This is a genomic window from Sphingomonas bacterium, from assembly GCF_903643035.1.
GTDB lineage: Bacteria > Pseudomonadota > Alphaproteobacteria > Sphingomonadales > Sphingomonadaceae > Sphingomonas.
Genome location: NZ_CAHJWW010000036.1, coordinates 1 through 16,523 on the forward strand (window position 1 = coordinate 1; position 16,523 = coordinate 16,523).

Here is a 16,523-nt window from a genome sequence, read left to right on the forward strand (position 1 = left end):
GCAGGTTGAGCGCGCGGGCCGCGAGCGACGCCAGCGCGCCGCCGGCCTGCGCATAGGCGGCCTCCAGGCCGACCGACGCGCCGAAGCCGTTCGACAGCACCGTCTGCCCGGTGATGACGAGGCTGTCCGGGATCGACATCCGTCCGCCATGCAGCGCATTGGCCTCGACCGCGTCGACCAGCCGCCGGCTGCGCGCCCGAACCGCCCAGGAGAACAGCACCAGCGCCACGCCGCCCAGCGGTAGCGCGAGCAGCGAACGCCAGCCAAGCGCCGGCAGCGCGCTGAGCCGCACGGCCGGGGGCAGCACGAACAGCCAGTGCTGCAAGGTACGTGCGAGCGCACCGATCACGACGGTGGCGAGCCCCGAGGCGGCGCCGATGCCGACCGCCAGGATGATGATCGTGATCTCGCTCGACCGCGCTTGCCGGCGGAGCGTCGCCCACAAGCGGAGTAGCAGGGGGCGGGGCGACATGCGGGAACACTATTCGGTTCACGGAGCCTGCCAAGCAGGGATCGCATCGTGATCGCGCGCGCGCGACATGGCAGGGGAGCTGTCCGGGCGGGACGCGGCGGATGGTGCCTTCCCGCAGCTCGCTCGTTCCATCCCGAAAGGAGACTTAAATGGACGCGCAGGGTCAGTCCGGCCGCACACTGGTGGTGCAATCAACCGAGCCGTTCAATGCCGAGCCCGCGCCGGGTGACCTGATCGCGTCCTTCGTCACGCCTAGCCGATCTTTCTACATCCGCAGCCACGGTCCTGTTCCCGATCTTCGGGCGGACCACGCCGTGCAGGTCGGCGGCCTGGTGAGCGAAGCGGGCGCGTGGACTCGCGACGCGCTTGAGGCCCGCTTCCCCGTTCATTCAGTGCTGTCGGTCATGCAATGCGCGGGCAACCGCCGGGCCGACCTGCAACAGGTGCGCGCGACGTCGGGCGATCCGTGGGGCGTTGGCGCGATCGGCAACGCCGAATGGACCGGCATCAGGCTCGCCGACCTGCTGGAGGCGAGCGGGATCGACCAGCAACGTGCGCGGCATGTCCGGTTCCTCGGCGCGGACGAGGTGACGGTGGAGGGTGAGACGGATCGCTACGGCGTCTCGATCCCGATCGCGAAGGCGCTGCATCCCGATACGCTGATCGCCTGGGCGATGAACGGCGCGGACCTGCTGCCGGAGCACGGCTTCCCAATCAGGCTGGTGGTGCCGGGCTATGCCGGCGTGCGCAGTCCCAAGTGGCTGACGCATATCGAGGTGAGCGAGAAGCCCGCGCCGCAGTCAATTCAGGCAAAGGACTACAAGCTGTTCCCGGCGTCCGTCACCAAGGAGGAGGCGGACTGGGATGCGGGGCTGGTCATCAACGCGATGCCGATCAACGCCGCCATCTGCACGCCGGCGGATCGGGAGGTGCTGGACGCGGGGCCGGTCACGTTGCGCGGCTATGCCGTGGCCAGCGAGCGCGCGATCGCGCGCGTCGACGTGTCAGTGAACGGCGGCCGCGAATGGGAACAGGCGGTGCTGGAGCAGCGCGCCGACGCGCCATGGAGCTGGACGCGTTGGTGCTGGCAGGGCGAGCTCGGCAAGGGCGAGCACGAGTTGGTCGTCCGCGCGATCGACGAGACCGGGCAAGGCCAGCCGTCACGCCCGGACGACAGCTGGAACTTCGCCGGGTATCTGGCAACGCACTGGCATCGGCTGCACGTCCGCGTCGCCTGACCGGCTCAGTCTGCGCTCCGGGTGGCGATGAGCTCGAGCAGCGCGTCCGCCGCCTTCGTCCGGTACCGCTCCTTGTGGCGCAGACCGTAAAAGGATCGGACGCCGAGGTCGAAGGGCAGCGCGTGCAGCGTGCCCGCCGCCAGCGCCGGCGCGACGACCAGCGCCGACAGCGCGGTCACGCCGGCCCCGCTCTCGACCGCGGTCCGAACGCTCTCGTTCAACGGCAGCACCAGCGCCACGTCGAGCGCGTCGGGATCGACGCCGACGGCCCGCATCGCGGCGTTGAAGGTCGACCGCGTGCCCGACCCCGGCTCGCGCATCACCCAGCGCGCGCCGCGCAGCCAGTCGGCGTCGACCGTGGCCGCGGCTGGCTCCCCTGCCACGAGCACGAGCCGGTCCTCACTCAATCGCCAGTGCGCTAGCGCCGGATCATCGACTTCGCCCTCGACGATGCCCAGATCGGCCGCGCCGTCGCGAACGCGGGACGCCGCCTGCTCGGTGTTGCCGATCGCGAGATCGACCGCGAGCTCCGGATAGCGGTTGTGGAACGCGGCGAGGAGAGGCGGTAGCCAGTAGGCGGCGATCGTCTGGCTCGCCACGACGCGCAGCGAGCCGCGCGCAAGGCCGCCGAACTCGGCCAGCACCTGCTCCGCCGCCGCCGCGCGCGCCAGCACGCCGCGCGCTTCGCCGAGAAACGCGTGTCCCGCCTCGGTCAGCGTGATCCCGCGGCCGACGCGGTGGAACAGCTTGATCGCATGCCGCTCCTCCAGCACGGCGATCGCTGCGGAGGCGGCAGACTGGGTGACGTTCAGCGCTCGCGCGGCCGCGGTGACGTGCTCGCGCTCGGCGACACCGACGAAGATGCGGAGCTGATCGAGGGTCATCAGCGGCCGGGTACCACAATCGATCGCCGAAAGCGATCGGAACGACAAGAAGGGCGCGTTGGAGCGATCGATCCACCCGGCCTAGCTAGGACGGGAGAGGATCTTCCATGGCCACCGTCGTCCTGTTCCCACCAGCCCCGACTCACCGATACCGGCTTCCGGCAGCCGCCCCGGGAGTCGCGCTGTGCCTTGCCGTCACGGGTGCCGCCTATGCGCTGGAGAACGCCGAGCGAGGTCTAGTCGGCAAGGCGTGGCTTGAGGCGTTGGTGCTCGCCATCCTGATCGGCACGGCCGTGCGCAGCCTGTGGACGCCGGATGCCAAGTGGCACGCGGGCATCGCGTTCAGCGCCAAATACCTGCTGGAGATCGCGGTGGTCTTGCTCGGCGCGTCGGTCAGCGCCGCCACGATCCTGGCGGCCGGCCCCGCGCTCTTGATCGGTATCGCGGGCGTGGTGGCGAGCGCCATCCTGCTCAGCTTCGGCATCGGACGGCTGCTGGGTCTGCCCACCCGGATGGCGCTGCTGATCGCGTGCGGCAACTCGATCTGCGGCAACTCGGCCATTGCCGCCGTCGCGCCCGTGATCGGCGCCGACAGCGACGACGTCGCCGCCTCGATTGCATTCACCGCCGTGCTGGGCGTGGTGGTGGTGCTCGGCCTGCCGCTGCTCGGGGTTGCGCTGGGCATGAGCGGGATCTCTTATGGCGCGCTCGCCGGACTGACCGTCTATGCGGTGCCGCAGGTGATGGCAGCCGCATCCCCGCTGGGCGCGGTAGCGGTGCAGACTGGCACGGTCGTGAAGCTCGTGCGCGTGCTGATGCTCGGGCCGGTCTGCCTCGTCCTGTCGCTAATCGCGCCGCGGGTCGCACCGCCGCTGAACCCTTATGGGGAGGTGAACGCCGGCGAGACGACGACCGAGCGGCGGCCGGGAATCTCCCATCTCATGCCGTGGTTCATCATCGGCTTCATCGTCCTGGTCGCCTGTCGCTCGCTGGGTCTGGTGCCGACCGCCGCCATCGCCCCGCTCGGCAGCGTCGCGTCGCTGCTGACGGTGGTGTCCATGGCCGCGCTCGGCCTCGGGGTGGATGTACGCGTCGTCGCAAAGGCTGGTGGCCGGGTGACCGCCGCAGTAGTCCTGTCGCTGCTCGGGCTTGGCGCGATCAGCCTAGCCCTGCTCGCGGTCCTCCACATCGCATGATCGGTCGGCTCGCTGCACCTGAACCAATGTCTGAAGCTGGGGAGCGGCTCAGACGCCCTGAATGACGGCTCCTGGGTCAAACGTGTGTGGTCGTCCTCAGCATGTCCGCGACTTTGGTCGACAGGGCCTCCAGCGTGAACGGCTTCGTGAGCAATTCCATCCCGGGTTCAAGGTGGCCGTTGCCCACTGCCGCATTCTCGGCGAAGCCGGTGATGAAGAGCACCTTCAGTCCCGGCCGCAACCGGCGCGCCTCGTCGGCGACTTGCCGGCCGTTCATGCCATTGGGCAAGCCGACATCGGTAATGAGCAGCTCGATCCGGGCGCTCGACTGCAGCACCTTGACCCCCGCTGCGCCATCGGCAGCACCGATCACAGTATAGCCGAGTTCGTCCAGCACCTCATCGATGAGATGACGGATCGTCGCCTCGTCGTCCACGACGAGCACGGTCTGCGCGCCGACGGTTCCGGTCAGCGCGCCGGCATCCACCTCTTCCGGTGCGACCACCTCGCCATGGTGACGCGGCAGGTAGATGCACACGGTCGAGCCCTGGCCGATCTGGGATCGGATGAGCACCTGTCCACCGGATTGCTTGGCGAACCCATAGATCATCGACAGTCCGAGCCCGGTGCCCTGACCGATCGGCTTGGTGGTGTAAAAGGGCTCGAACGCGCGCTGGATCGTCTCGGCGGACATGCCGGTGCCCGTGTCCGTGACGCAGATGGAGACATATTGGCCGGGTGACAGGTCTCGCTCGGACGCGGTTCTGTCGTCGATCCACTCGTTTGCCGTCTCGACCGTCAGGCAGCCGCCGTCCGGCATCGCGTCCCGACCGTTGATGCACAGGTTGAGGATGGCATTTTCGAGCTGGGCGGCGTCGATCTCAGCGATCCACAGTCCAGTCGCGGGGGCGATCTCGATGTTAAATCCGGCTCCGACCGTCCGGCGCAGCAGTTCCTCCAGCCCCATGATCAGGCGGTTCACGTCCGTGGGCTTTGGATCGAGCGTTTGGCGTCGCGAGAAGGCGAGCAGCCGTTGCGTCAGCGACGCCGCTCGCCGACCGGCGCCCTGCGCGGCCGAAATGAAGCGATCGACGTCGTCCAGGCGGCCGCGCGCGATCCGCATCTGCAGCAGTTCCAGGTTGCCCATCATGCCGGTAAGCAGGTTGTTGAAGTCGTGCGCCAGCCCGCCGGTCAGCTGCCCGACCGCTTCCATCTTCTGCGCCTGACGCAACGCCTCCTGCGATGCTGCCAGAGCTCGCTCTGCATCGATTTGCGCAGTGACCTCGATCGCGTGGTGCGATGCCCCGATGATGTCGCCGTTCCCGTCACGCAGGGGGCTGTAATGAATGTCCCAGTGCAGCCTGGCGTGCGCCGGATCGCCGAACTCCGCGCGCGAAGTGAACAATTCACCGGTCAGCGCCCGCTCCATCAAGGCGGTGATGGCGGTCCGCTCTTCCGGAATGAACTGAGCAGGGAAGTAGTCGCCGACTTCCGATCCCACGCCCTGCGTTTCCCTGAGCTTCTCCTGATGCGCCTGATTGAAGGCCATCACCCGTAGCTGTCGGTCGAAGGCCAGGATGGGATTAGGATTCGACATCACGATATTGCGGTGGAGCAACAGCTGTGCGGCAAGTTCGCGTTCTTCGGTTACGTCGCGTCCGGACGCATACACCAGATCCTCTTCCGGCGCCGCGTTCCAAGAGATGGTGCGATACCCGCCACTCTTGTGACGGTAGCGGTTCTCAAAGGCTGGGAGTACGGCAGAGCTCGCCGACTCTAGGGCTTGGTTGCTGGGAGCGCCGTCATCCGGGTGGATGAAGTCGAGGTATGAGCGCCCGACGAGATCGGCCTCCAACCAGCCTACGGTGACGGTCCATGCCGGGTTGACGGCACGGATCACGCCATCAAGATCAATCACCAGCAGCAGATCGCGAGCGTTGTTCCAGGTTCGGTCCCGATCGGCGGTCGCGTACCGGACCCGCTGCTCCAGCGTCCGATTGAGTGCGTGCAGCTCCTCCTGGCTTTGCGCCAGAGCACGGTCCGCCAGCACTCGCGCGGTGGTCTCGTTGGTGAAGATGAACAAACCTGCGACCTCGCCGCGCGGATCGAGGATGCGTGAGTAGGAGAAGGTGAACCAGGTGTCCTCCACCCCGCGGTCGGTGTCGAGTTTCCAGGGCAGGTCGTTGAAGCGCTGGCTGCGGCCAGCAAACGCATCGTCTACGATTGGCTTGGCCTGCTCCCAGGCGTCTGCCCAGACTTCCCGGAACGGCGCGCCCATCGCCCAGGCAAGGCGTGGCCCGAGCAACGGAAAGTAGGTTTCGTTGAAGAAGAACGTCAACTCATCCCGGCCCCAAGCCAAGATCATCGATTCCGGTGAGTTCAGGATAGTGCTTAGCGTGACCTTCAAACCGTCCGGCCAGGTGGCAGGCTCGCCGAGCGGGTGAACGGTCCAATCACGGTCGAGGATGAGGCGCGTCGCCAAGCCACCCCCGGCTAGGAAGCCAAGGTGCTCGGGAAGCGGCGCAGGATCGCGATCGGCTGAGTTGGTCATCGCATACGGATTACCCAACGTGTCGGTCGGCTGTCCAACCTTCGGTGTGACGAAAGGATTCAGCGAAACAGGAACCGACGGACGTCAGCCGCTAGACGGCTCCGCCGCGTCGTCTCCGTACCGTCACGCCGAGCGATCACAGCGCAGCACGCTCCGTTTGACAGCTTGCAGCCTGACCTGAACGGATGGCTGAAGTCGGGAACGCCAGAACAGCGCCGGAATGACCGCATGTGGGTCTTTTCGCCGCACGCACCCCAAGGCCGGATCGTTGCTCATCGATAAGTCAGCTGCTGAGCCATGCCCGGAGCGCTTCGGCACTGCCTCTTCAGCAACGCTTGCTATTGCGAATAAATCGCAGAACCCCTAGTAAGCGGCAGCGCTGCAAAGCCGGCTTGGTGCGTAAAAGGGGTAAATAGTTTGAGCTGCAGGGCGACATTGATGGTTCGAGTGGCGGCACGCGCCATGCTTCTTGCCGGTGGAGCGCTGGCAGGTCCCTGTCTGGCGACGGGTCTATTACCGCTAGCGGGAGTGCCACCCGTCTCCCTAGTGCAGGACAAGGAAGGCCAGACATCCGGGTCGGAAGTCGTGGTGACAGGGCAGCGCCCCGACACACAGGCGTCGGCCAGTACCAAGACCGACAAGCCTATCGGCGAAACGCCGCAGTCGATCAGCGTTGTGACCGATGCGACGATTGCAGACCGGGGATTGCAGAACCTTGCACAGGCGCTCCGCTACGTCGCGGGCGTGACGCCCGAGCAGCGGGGTTCCTCGGCGGAGGTGTACGACCTCTTTACGCTGCGTGGCTTTGCAGCGCCGGTGTTTCTTGATGGCCTGTACTCCGTCTATCAGACGGACGGGACTGGCTATGCCGCAGCACAGGCGGACGTATCGCGTCTCGATCGGGTAGAGGTCGTCAAGGGACCGTCGTCCGCGCTGTACGGCCGGTCCGGCCCAGGCGGTCTCGTCGTGGAGGAGAGCAAGCTCCCGCTCGACCGCAGCATCTACGGTGCGGTCTCTGCCACGGGCGGCAGCTTCGACCTTTACCGCTTCGACGGCGATATCGGCGGCCGCTTCTCCGACACGGCGTTGTGGCGCGTCTACGGCAGCGTCAACGGCGCACACGACCAGCAGCAATACGGCACGCGGGCGCGGCAGACGATTTCGGCGGCAACGACGATCGGCAACGGTACGTCGACTAGCCTGACGGTTCTCGGCAACTACTCACACGACCCGCGTAACGGCGACTACGGCGTCTTCCCCGCTGTCGGCACGCTGATCTCCAACCCTGCGGCTGGTAATCGCCCGATCTCGCAGAACTTCTACGACGGCGAGCCCGGCGACTTCTTCTCGCGCCAGCAGGCCAGCGGCACCTACATTCTCCGGCATAATTTCGGTGGCGATTGGTCATTTAAGGCGTCCGGACGATACCAATACGTAAAGAGCGATCTGGGTATCGTGTACATCTCGGGCGCCGCGATCGATCCGACTGTCGCACCGTCTACGCTGTATTCGCGCGGCTCCTATGCGACGCGCGAAAGCAACAACGACTGGGTGTACGACAACCAACTGAGCGGCAAGGTGTTGACGGGCCCCGTGAGCCATGCGCTGCTGTTCGGCGTCGATCGCCAGGTGCTCCACTTCGACGAGACCTTCGGGTTCGGGTCGGCTACGTCGATCGACGCGTATAACCCGGTGTACGGGACCATGCCGACGCCGCTCACGCCCGAGACGGTGCCAGACGCAGGTGTCCCCGGCCGAACGATCACCCACCAACGCCAGCAAGGCATTTACGCGCAGGACGAGATTGCGTGGGCAGGGTTGCGCCTGACGCTGAGCGGTCGGCAGGACTGGGCAGCACAGGAGGCGAACGGCGGTGACACGCAGCACGACAGCAAATTCACCTATCGCATCGGCGCGCTCTACAAAACCGGGCTCGGCATCGCGCCCTATGTTACCTACTCGACGTCGTTCCAGCCCCAGGCCGCAACACTGGTCGACGGCGGGCTCGCCAAGCCATCGCTTGGCCGGCAAATCGAAGGCGGCGTCAAATACACGATGCCCGGCACCGAGATCCTGCTGACTGGTGCCTATTTCAACATCGAGCAGACCAACGTCCTCACCTACGATCCGGTCTCCTTCACCGCCTACCAGTCCGGCAAGGTGCGGTCGCAGGGAGTCGAGTTGGAGGCCAAGGCGCCGCTGCCCCACGGCTTCCACCTCGACGCCGCTTTCAGCCGGCAGAGCGTCAAAATCCTCGAGGATCAGGATCTGCAGAACGTCGGTCACGGGCCGCCGACGGTGGGTCGCGGCGGCACGTCGGCCGTGCTGACCTGGTCGCCTCGGGCGAGTGGGCTCAAGGGACTGGAACTCGGCGGCACGGTCCGCCACGTCGACCGCATATATGCTTACGGGAGCAACGACTCTCCGTCCTATACGCTGTTCGATGCGCTCGCCCGCTACGATCTCGGTGTCCTTGATGATCGCTTTCATGGCGTCGAGGTTGCGGTCAACGCGGCGAACTTGTTCGACAAGCGCTACCTGACCGGCTGCTACGTCAACTATAACTGGTGCTGGTACGGCTACCGACGCACCGTGCAAGGCACGGTCAGTTACAAGTTTTGATCCTCAAACGGATCTGACGAAGGGATGATCGACGTCGCTCCCTTCGTGATCGTCGCCGGTGTGACCCTGGTGCGGATCGGTTGGACCGGGCGTCTGGTCGTGGCCGTCGCCGGCTGGGCGCTGATCGCGGTGGCGTTGACTGCCTGCACGCGCGACACGGGCGCTTGGGGCTTGGCGGTCGGCACGGTCGCGGGGATGGCAGCGGCGTTCGCTACGCTGCTCTGGTCCGGATGGGCGACGCCGGTTCGGACCTGGCGTCCAGACCGTGAGCGCGTAGCCGCGATATCGGGAGAAGGGTCGCTCGCGTTGATGCGGCGAGCATCCGTGTTCTTGGTCGTCGTGCCCGGCGGAGGGTTGGTATCGCTTCTTCTCGCGTTCGGCCTACAGGCCGCAGGGCGGCGCGCGGGAGTGGGTGAGGCCGACGCCGCTGCCTGTCTTCTTCTGTCTCTGCCGGTCATATGGGCGAGCTTGTTGGCTTGGCAGATGACCAGGGATGGTTTGCGCCAGATGATCGTACCGCTCTTCCTCCTCGCCGCGGTTGGATCCTTTCTGGGAATGGCCCGGTGACCGGTGGGCCTGGGGCTGCGGTCAGCCTGGTACGGCGTGCGCTCGCCGGCCACGCCGCGTTGGGACTGCTCGCCGCGGCGCTCATCTACGTGATCGCACTCACGGGCACGCTGGCGGTGATCCATGACCAGTGGCAGCGGTGGGAGCAGCCGACGGTGCCGGAGTTCACCGTCCTGTCTTCCGCCGCGGCGCAGGCAGCGATGACGGCAGCCGCCAATCGAGGCGGACGGACTGCCACCAACGTCACGTTGCAGATGCCGACGGCTGATCTTCCCAGAGCGATCGTCACCACCGATGCTGGAGCCTGGTACGTGGACGGCTCTGGCCGCACCGCCGCGCGCGTCGCCGCCGGCTGGACCGACTTCGTGATCTCCTTGCACGAGCGTCTGCTGTTACCGGCATCTTGGGGTTTCGCGATGGTTGGCGCGATAGGCGTCGCGCTCGCCTCGCTCGCGGCTACGGGCGTGCTCGCTCATCCCCGTATCGTGCGCGACGCGTTTCGCCTGCGATGGCAGCAAGGCGCGCACATCGCACGCGTCGACTGGCACAACCGGCTGGGCGTCTGGGCATTGCCGTTCACGGTTGCGGTCGCGCTGACGGGCGCCATCCTCGGTCTCGGCACGATCGGCTTCGTCGTGCTGGCGGACGCGTACGCCGGGGGCAGCCTGGAGCGGGCTTACGCTCCTGTGTTCGGTGATCAGCCAGCGCCAGACGCCCGGGCCGCGCCCCTGCCGGATATTGCAGCCGCGCTTGCCGGGTTACGCCTGTCGGCGCCGGGGGCAACGCCGGTATCTATCGTAGTCCAGTCGCCCGGCACGCGGGGCCATGCGATCCAGATCCTCGCGACGCATCGCGAACGGCTGATCTACGGCGAGACCTACCGGTTCGACGCCCACGGACGCCTGCTTGGCAAAGTCGGACTGTCGGACGGCGCGATCGGTCAGCAAGCATTGGCGTCGGTCTATGGTCTGCATTTCGGCACCTACGGCGGACTGGCGGTAGAGCTTGCCTACTTGCTGTTCGGGACCGCGTTGTGCGTCATGACCGCCACCGGACCATCGATCTGGCTGCACAAGCGCCGTCGTCGGGGATTAACCAGCCCGCGTTTGTCGGCGTGCTGGGATACAGTCGTCTGGGGAACGCCGTCTCTCCTGATCCTCTGCTGGTCGGCGCGGGTAGTGACGGGGACGGGAACCGCGCTGACCCCACTTTTCCTGTCAGGTGCCTTCGTGTCTGTGGCAAGTGCCGCGTTCCGGCCTCGATGGTTCGGGGTTGGTCGCGTTCGGACGGTTTCACTATGGGCTGCGACTGCAACTGGTCTTGCGCACTTCTTGTGCTTCCAGCCGCTTGCCGCCGAGTCGGAAACGATCGACGTCCTCCTTGTGCTTTGTCCGTGTGCAGCACTCTGGGCCCTGCAGGTCATGCAACGCCGCGTCCGGCCGGCAGCAGCCCGCTTCGGCAAAATTGTATGAACTGTCTTCTTCGGACGCGGCATTGCTTCGGAAGCTTGTCTCCTGGACCGCTGCGAATACGGCCCAGCGTTGCCCATCGCCTCTTAGGGGGGCGTGGTATCCGGTCGCGCGTCATCCGCGAGATGACCGGCGACGCCGCTGGCGGCTCCCGCGAGGGTGTGTGCACAATTAACGAGCGCGAAGTGGCTGAACGCCTGGGGGAAGTTGCCGAGCTGGCGGCAAGTCGCCGGGTCATATTCCTCTGCGAACAGTCCGAGATCGTTGCCGTAGGAGACCAGCCGCTCGAACATCGCTGTGGCCTCGTCCAGTCGGCCGGAGACGGTGAAGGCGTCGCAGAGCCAGAAGCTGCAGGCCAGAAAGGCGCCTTCGCGGCCCGGCAGGCCGTCGCCGTTCGTTTCGTCGGTCAGGTAGCGGTAGACGACGCCGTCGACGAGCAGGTCGCGCTCGATCCGGGCGATCGTCCCCTGGATGCGAGGATCATCGGCGGGTAGAAAGCCTAGCGTCGGGAGTTGCAGCAACGCCGCGTCGACGCGATCGGCGCCGTAATGCTGGACGAAGCTGTTGCTAGCCACGTCGAAACCTTTCTCGCACACGTCGGCGTGGATCGCGTCGCGGGCCGCACGCCAGTCGTCGACCGGACCGTCGAGGTGGAAGTCCTCTGCGCTCGCGACCATTCGGTCGAACGCCAGCCAGCACATCACCTTGGAATAGACGAAGTGCCGTGGTGGCCCGCGCACCTCCCACAGCCCGGAGTCTGGCTGCCGCCACAGGTCCAGCAGGTGCGTCGCGATCGCGCGTTGGAGCGGCCAGACGACGTCCATGTCCGGCAGCCCGCCGCGTCGCGCACCATCGAAGGCGGCAAGCACGGCGCCATACACGTCGAGCTGGAGTTGATCGTGCGCCGCGTTGCCGACCCGCACTGGACGGCTGTCCTCATAACCCGGTAGATGATCGAGCTCGACCTCGGCCAGCCGCCGCTCGCCGCGCAGTCCGTACATGATCTGCAGCTTATCCGGTGCGCCCGCGACGGCGCGCATCAGCCACCATCGCCAGGCGCTCGCCTCGTCATGGTAGCCCGAGCCGGTGAGCGCATAGATCGTCAGCACCGCATCACGCAGCCAGCAGTAACGGTAGTCCCAGTTGCGTACGCCGCCAGGCACCTCAGGAAGCGAGGTGGTCGGCGCCGCGACGATGCCGCCCGTCGGAGCATAGGTCAGCGCCTTGAGCGTCAGCAGCGAGCGCCGGACCGTGTCCGCATACGGCCCGTCGTAGGTGCAGGCCAACGCCCACCGACGCCACCCCGCCTCCGAGTGGCGTAATAGTGCAAACGGGTCTCGGGGCAGCGGCGGCACAATGTGCGACGGGTAGTATTCGAGCGCAAAAGCCACCGTCTGGCCGGCGGTGACCTTAAAATCGGCCTGGGTCGCGAAATCGACGTTGGCGAGATCGATGCTGCTGCTCAGGCGCACCGCGTCGGGCCCGGCAACGGCATGGATCATGCCCTCCTTGCGTTCTACCCAAGGCAACCAGGCGCCGTAATTGAGCCGGAGCCGCAGCTCGGTGCACAGGGCGATGGCACCCTCCACACCGCGCACGATGCGGATGAGTTCGTGCGTGCCGCCGGCGGCCGGCGGCGGCATGAAGTCGCAGACGACGGCCTTGCCGCCCGGCGTCTCGATCGTCGTCTCCAGGATCATCGTGTCGGGCAGGTAACGGCGCGAGGAATGGGCATCGGGATCGACCGCACGCAGCCGCCAGCTGCCATGTTCGGCCGTGCCGAGCAGGGAGGCGAAGATCGCATCGGAGTCGAACGCGGGCAGACACAGCCATTCTACCGTGCCGTCGCGGTGGATCAGCGCTGCAGACTCCGTCGAGCCGATCAGCGCATAGTCCTCGATAAAGCGTCGGGAGGCGGCCGGCGGGTTACCGGCAGAACCGCGAGTGGGATGATCGTCGGGCAAGCTCATGACGCGAGGCTAGACCAGCAGACCGCATCCCGCACCAGTCATGTTCGTAAAGCTAACCATCGAAGTTCGTCATGGCCAGTAGGGTCTCTGGCGCCAGAAGGCGGGCCGATCCGCCCCGGCTAGCGGCCGGTTTACCGAAATGAATGAGTGTCCGTAGTTGGGGAGCCAAATATCCGCCCAGAATGTCGGGTTGTGGGTCGTCGCTACAAGAAACCTTCGCCGGCGTGCTCCCGAAACCGCTCATGATCGCGCACATATTCCGCGACCATCTCCAGCGAAGAATGCCGGCTATGCTCTTTCATCTTGAATAAGTTGGCGTTCTGACGACCGGCCTCGGTAAGGAAGCCCGCGCGGAGGGAGTGGCCTGAGAACAGTTCGGGCGGGTAGCCAGCGGCGACCGAGGCCGCCTTTACCACCAACGCCACGCCTTGCGCGCTCATCGGCTTGTCGGTCAGCCGTCCCTGCGGCGTAAGCTTGCGGAAGACGTGACCGCTGGTAATTCCGGCTGTCTCCAACCATGCGCGATAATGCCGTACCGGCTCAAGCCGTCGTCCATCAGGAATCGCAACAGTGTGGCCCTTGCCCTCCTGATCTGTTTTCGACGCCGCAATCCGCACCAGCAGCCCGCGGCTGTCCTGGCTTACGTGCCCGACCGTAATAGCGACGAGCTCGGAGCGCCGGAACGCGCCGGCCATCCCGATCGCCAGAAGCGCGCGATCCCGGTAGCCGCGCAGATCGTCACCGACCGTCGCGCGCACCATGTCGCGCAGCACGTCGCCGTCCGCAGGTCGCTTCTTGCCGGGCAGCTCGCCGCGCTTGTCCTTGCGGATGCCGCGCATCGCGCGCTCGAGCCGCGCCGCGTCGGGCTGCGACGTCGGCGGTTCGACATCCGCCGCGCGATGCGCGAACACGATCGCGGCAAGCCGCCGGCCGATCGTCGCGCGGCCGAGCGGCACGGGCTCCTTGCGCGGCAGCACCGTCCCGCGCTTCGTTCGACGAAGTTCCTGCGGACTGAACCCGCGCTCGGCGAGCAGCGTCAGGAACGCAGCGACCGTCGCGGGCGTCGCCGGGAGCGGCCGGTAACCGCTTTCCTGGCACCACGCGCAGAACAGTCGCCAATCCGATTTGTAGGCGCGCAACGTCGCATCGGCCGAGGCCCGGCGGACATAGTCGTCGACGCGCTCGCGATCGTCGGGCGCAAGCTGCGGGAGATACGGCTCGAGCGACTGAACCTGGTCGACCACCACCAGCGCGTCAGCCACGATACCAGCCAGATCCGAAGGATCGACGTGCGCCGCGTCACCGATGCCACCATCGTCGGCCATGCCGACCTCCTGCGTTGCGTTCATCCAAATCGAAACAGCGACGCGAGCGGCCGTCCCAGAAGCGTCGAAATCGATACCCGACCAAGCGATTTGGGGCTAGCAGGTAATTAGCGGGAATCAGCGTTATCGCTAATTACACACCGTGGCAGGTGAGCAGATTTATGCCGCCTTAGGCTAACTAGGTCATAGATCGACAGGATGACATCAGCCGATTCTTGGTGCACGGTGTCGCTCCAATGCTATGATCATCCAATTACGCCACCTTACAGGGCCAAGTGTCGTATGTCCGTGCAAGTTAACATAATGGCTAATGGCCGCATGAGTCTGCCCGCCGGCATTCGTAAGCGGCTGGGCCTTGAAGGCGGCGGCGCGGTGCTGATCGAGGAAACTGCCGATGGTGTAATCCTGCGCACTGTCAGTCAGGCGGTGGCGCGCGCGCAGGCGATCGCCAAGAAGTACACTGATCACCCGGACGCTTCGGTCGACGCTTTCCTCGCGAGCCGGCGCTCGGACAGCGGCGAGTGATCAGCGCGGTCCTGGACGCCTCCGCTGTTATCGCCTTGCTCAAGGGAGAGCGCGGAGGAAGCAAGGTGATGGCTGTTGTGGCCGACGCGGCAATGGGCGTGTTCAACCAGGCCGAAGTCGTAAGTCATTTCGTTCACCTTGGCGCACCGGTTGAGGAGATTCGCTCGATGCTCGCGGCCTTGCCCTATGCAGTGCTGGCGGCCGACGAGGAGCTGAGCTGGGATGCCGGCGCGCTCAGGGCGGTGACCAGTTCGGCCGGCCTCTCTCTTGGCGACCGCTTCTGTCTGGCGCTCTCCAAGCGCCTCGGCGTACCGGCCTACACCGCCGATCGCGCGTGGAAGGATGTCGCCAGCGACGTTGGGGTGAAGGTGGTGGTTATCCGGTAGGGCAACGACTCATGACAGCAGCAGTTCGAGGCGCTATGTCGGTATGACAAAGATCACCGGATCCGTAGCGCGTTATGAGGATTGGCTCCGCGAGCAGCTTGGGGACGAGCTGGTAGAGGCCGATCTCGCCCGCAAACACGATCGAATGCGATCAAGCGCGTTCGCGTTTTTGCGTGCGACCTACTGGCGATGGTCTGAGACCATCGGGTCCATCTGCCCCGAAGCTTTGTTGGTGCCGCCGATCCTCTCGATCGGCGACACACACCTAGAGAACTTCGGAACGTGGCGAGACGCCGATGGCCGACTTGTCTGGGGTGCAAACGACTTCGACGAGGCGGCGGTCATGCCCTACGTCCTCGACCTGATCCGGCTGGCCGCGTCGGCGATGCTTGCGAGCAATGCGGGGCCGAAGGGCGCGATCTGCGATGCGATCTGGAACGGTTATGCCGCCGGCCTCGCTGCTCCGGGGCCGGTGATCCTGGAGCGGGATCATCGTTGGCTCCGGGAGACCATCCTGCTGCCGGAGAAAGAGCGCGCCAAATGGTGGGCGAAGCTCGACCGGAGCGCAGGGCCAGTGCCTCTGCGGTTCCAGACGGCGCTTGCCGCCGCAATGCCCGAGCGAGACCTGTCCATCACGATGTTCGCTCGGTCGGCGGGAACCGGTAGCCTCGGCCGTCCGCGCTATGTTGCGGTTGCCGAGTGGCTCGGTGGACCTGTCGTGCGCGAGGGCAAGGCGATCCTGCCGGCCGCCTGGGCCACCTTCGGGCCAGGCAAATCGTGTTCGATCAAGGCCGGTGATATCGCGGCCGGGCGCAATCGTGCGGTCGATCCGCACTACCGCATCGTGAACGAACTCGTCGTTCGTCGTCTTTCGCCCAACAGTCGCAAAATTGAAGTGGAGGATGCCGGCGACCTGCTGATGTCACAGGATCTGCTCAAGCTCATGGGCCGGGAGATCGCCTGCTGTCATGCAGGGGATAGCGCGCTGGTCGCCGCAGTCCGCGATGACGTGAAACAGAGGGATGGGCGCTGCTTGGAGAAAGCGGCTCGAGCGGCCGCCGATGCAATAATGCGCGACTACAAGGCCTACGCCTAGTCAGAGCCCGTCGCGCTCGCTTTAAGGATCGAAGCCCCCCGTGGTCCTCGGCTTCCGCCGTCCGTCGTCACGGTCCAGGCAGCCTCATTAGCCAACCCCCGACCACTCGTGCGTGATCGATTGAGGGTGTCCGCTTGGTCAGACTTAGGGTCAGGACTCATTGATCATAGCCAGAAGATGACGGTGGCCGCGAGGGCGATGGCGGAGAAGAAGACGGTTGGA

The 16,523-nt window shown here is 65.9% G+C and carries 13 protein-coding genes; 8 read left to right on the plus strand and 5 right to left on the minus strand.

Translation table 11 applies throughout. From position 1 onward, the window contains the following. Positions 1–472: chloride channel protein (locus tag HUV01_RS04025; RefSeq protein ID WP_368039990.1), on the minus strand; the 472-nt coding region annotated here is incomplete at its 3' end. Positions 473–621: 149 nt separating this feature from the next. Between HUV01_RS04025 and HUV01_RS04030 the strand changes: the two genes are divergently transcribed. Beyond that, a complete protein-coding gene (locus tag HUV01_RS04030) occupies positions 622–1,710 on the plus strand; it encodes a sulfite oxidase (protein WP_174297029.1) in 1,089 nt (362 codons plus the stop codon). A 5-nt stretch (positions 1,711–1,715) separates the two neighbouring features. Here the strand turns inward: HUV01_RS04030 and HUV01_RS04035 are convergent, their stop codons facing one another. Next, positions 1,716–2,594, minus strand: a complete 879-nt coding sequence (locus HUV01_RS04035; protein ID WP_174297030.1) for a LysR family transcriptional regulator — start codon at positions 2,592–2,594, stop codon at positions 1,716–1,718. A 107-nt stretch (positions 2,595–2,701) separates the two neighbouring features. On the opposite strand from HUV01_RS04035, the gene HUV01_RS04040 reads away from it, so the two are divergent. Beyond that, positions 2,702–3,790 carry a YeiH family protein gene (locus HUV01_RS04040; RefSeq protein ID WP_174297031.1) on the plus strand — a complete coding sequence of 363 codons (1,089 nt, stop codon included), beginning with the start codon at positions 2,702–2,704 and terminating at the stop codon, positions 3,788–3,790. 76 nt (positions 3,791–3,866) lie between these two features. On the opposite strand, the gene HUV01_RS04045 is transcribed toward HUV01_RS04040, so the two are convergent. Continuing rightward, positions 3,867–6,341 carry a hybrid sensor histidine kinase/response regulator gene (locus tag HUV01_RS04045; RefSeq protein WP_174297032.1) on the minus strand — a complete coding sequence of 825 codons (2,475 nt, stop codon included), beginning with the start codon at positions 6,339–6,341 and terminating at the stop codon, positions 3,867–3,869. Positions 6,342–6,887: 546 nt separating this feature from the next. Between HUV01_RS04045 and HUV01_RS04050 the strand changes: the two genes are divergently transcribed. Genes HUV01_RS04050 through HUV01_RS04060 form a run of 3 tightly spaced genes read left to right on the plus strand, consistent with a single transcriptional unit; the run spans position 6,888 to position 11,002 of the window. Then, complete coding sequence (locus HUV01_RS04050; RefSeq protein ID WP_254606369.1) at positions 6,888–8,963, plus strand: TonB-dependent siderophore receptor; 2,076 nt, start codon at positions 6,888–6,890, stop codon at positions 8,961–8,963. Positions 8,964–8,987: 24 nt separating this feature from the next. Continuing rightward, positions 8,988–9,530, plus strand: coding sequence for a hypothetical protein (locus HUV01_RS04055; protein ID WP_174297033.1), 543 nt, complete (start codon positions 8,988–8,990; stop codon positions 9,528–9,530). Further along, positions 9,527–11,002 carry a PepSY-associated TM helix domain-containing protein gene (locus HUV01_RS04060; RefSeq protein ID WP_217430896.1) on the plus strand — a complete coding sequence of 492 codons (1,476 nt, stop codon included), beginning with the start codon at positions 9,527–9,529 and terminating at the stop codon, positions 11,000–11,002. Before HUV01_RS04055 ends, HUV01_RS04060 begins: the two co-directional genes overlap by 4 nt. A gap of 83 nt (positions 11,003–11,085) precedes the next feature. Here the strand turns inward: HUV01_RS04060 and HUV01_RS04065 are convergent, their stop codons facing one another. Next, positions 11,086–12,963, minus strand: a complete 1,878-nt coding sequence (locus tag HUV01_RS04065) for a glycoside hydrolase family 15 protein (RefSeq protein WP_217430897.1) — start codon at positions 12,961–12,963, stop codon at positions 11,086–11,088. Positions 12,964–13,172: 209 nt separating this feature from the next. Beyond that, complete coding sequence (locus tag HUV01_RS04070; protein ID WP_174297036.1) at positions 13,173–14,294, minus strand: site-specific integrase; 1,122 nt, start codon at positions 14,292–14,294, stop codon at positions 13,173–13,175. 282 nt (positions 14,295–14,576) lie between these two features. On the opposite strand from HUV01_RS04070, the gene HUV01_RS04075 reads away from it, so the two are divergent. The 3 genes from HUV01_RS04075 to HUV01_RS04085 are packed head-to-tail and all read left to right on the plus strand — an operon-like array spanning position 14,577 to position 16,301. Further along, entirely contained in the window at positions 14,577–14,819 is a 243-nt protein-coding gene (locus HUV01_RS04075; protein WP_174297037.1) for an AbrB/MazE/SpoVT family DNA-binding domain-containing protein, read from the plus strand. Further along, on the plus strand, positions 14,816–15,205 hold the full coding sequence (locus HUV01_RS04080) for a type II toxin-antitoxin system VapC family toxin (protein WP_174297038.1): 390 nt from the start codon (positions 14,816–14,818) through the stop codon (positions 15,203–15,205). Before HUV01_RS04075 ends, HUV01_RS04080 begins: the two co-directional genes overlap by 4 nt. Positions 15,206–15,248: 43 nt before the next feature. Continuing rightward, positions 15,249–16,301, plus strand: coding sequence for a DUF2252 family protein (locus HUV01_RS04085; RefSeq protein WP_174297039.1), 1,053 nt, complete (start codon positions 15,249–15,251; stop codon positions 16,299–16,301). Positions 16,302–16,523: the final 222 nt, after the last annotated feature.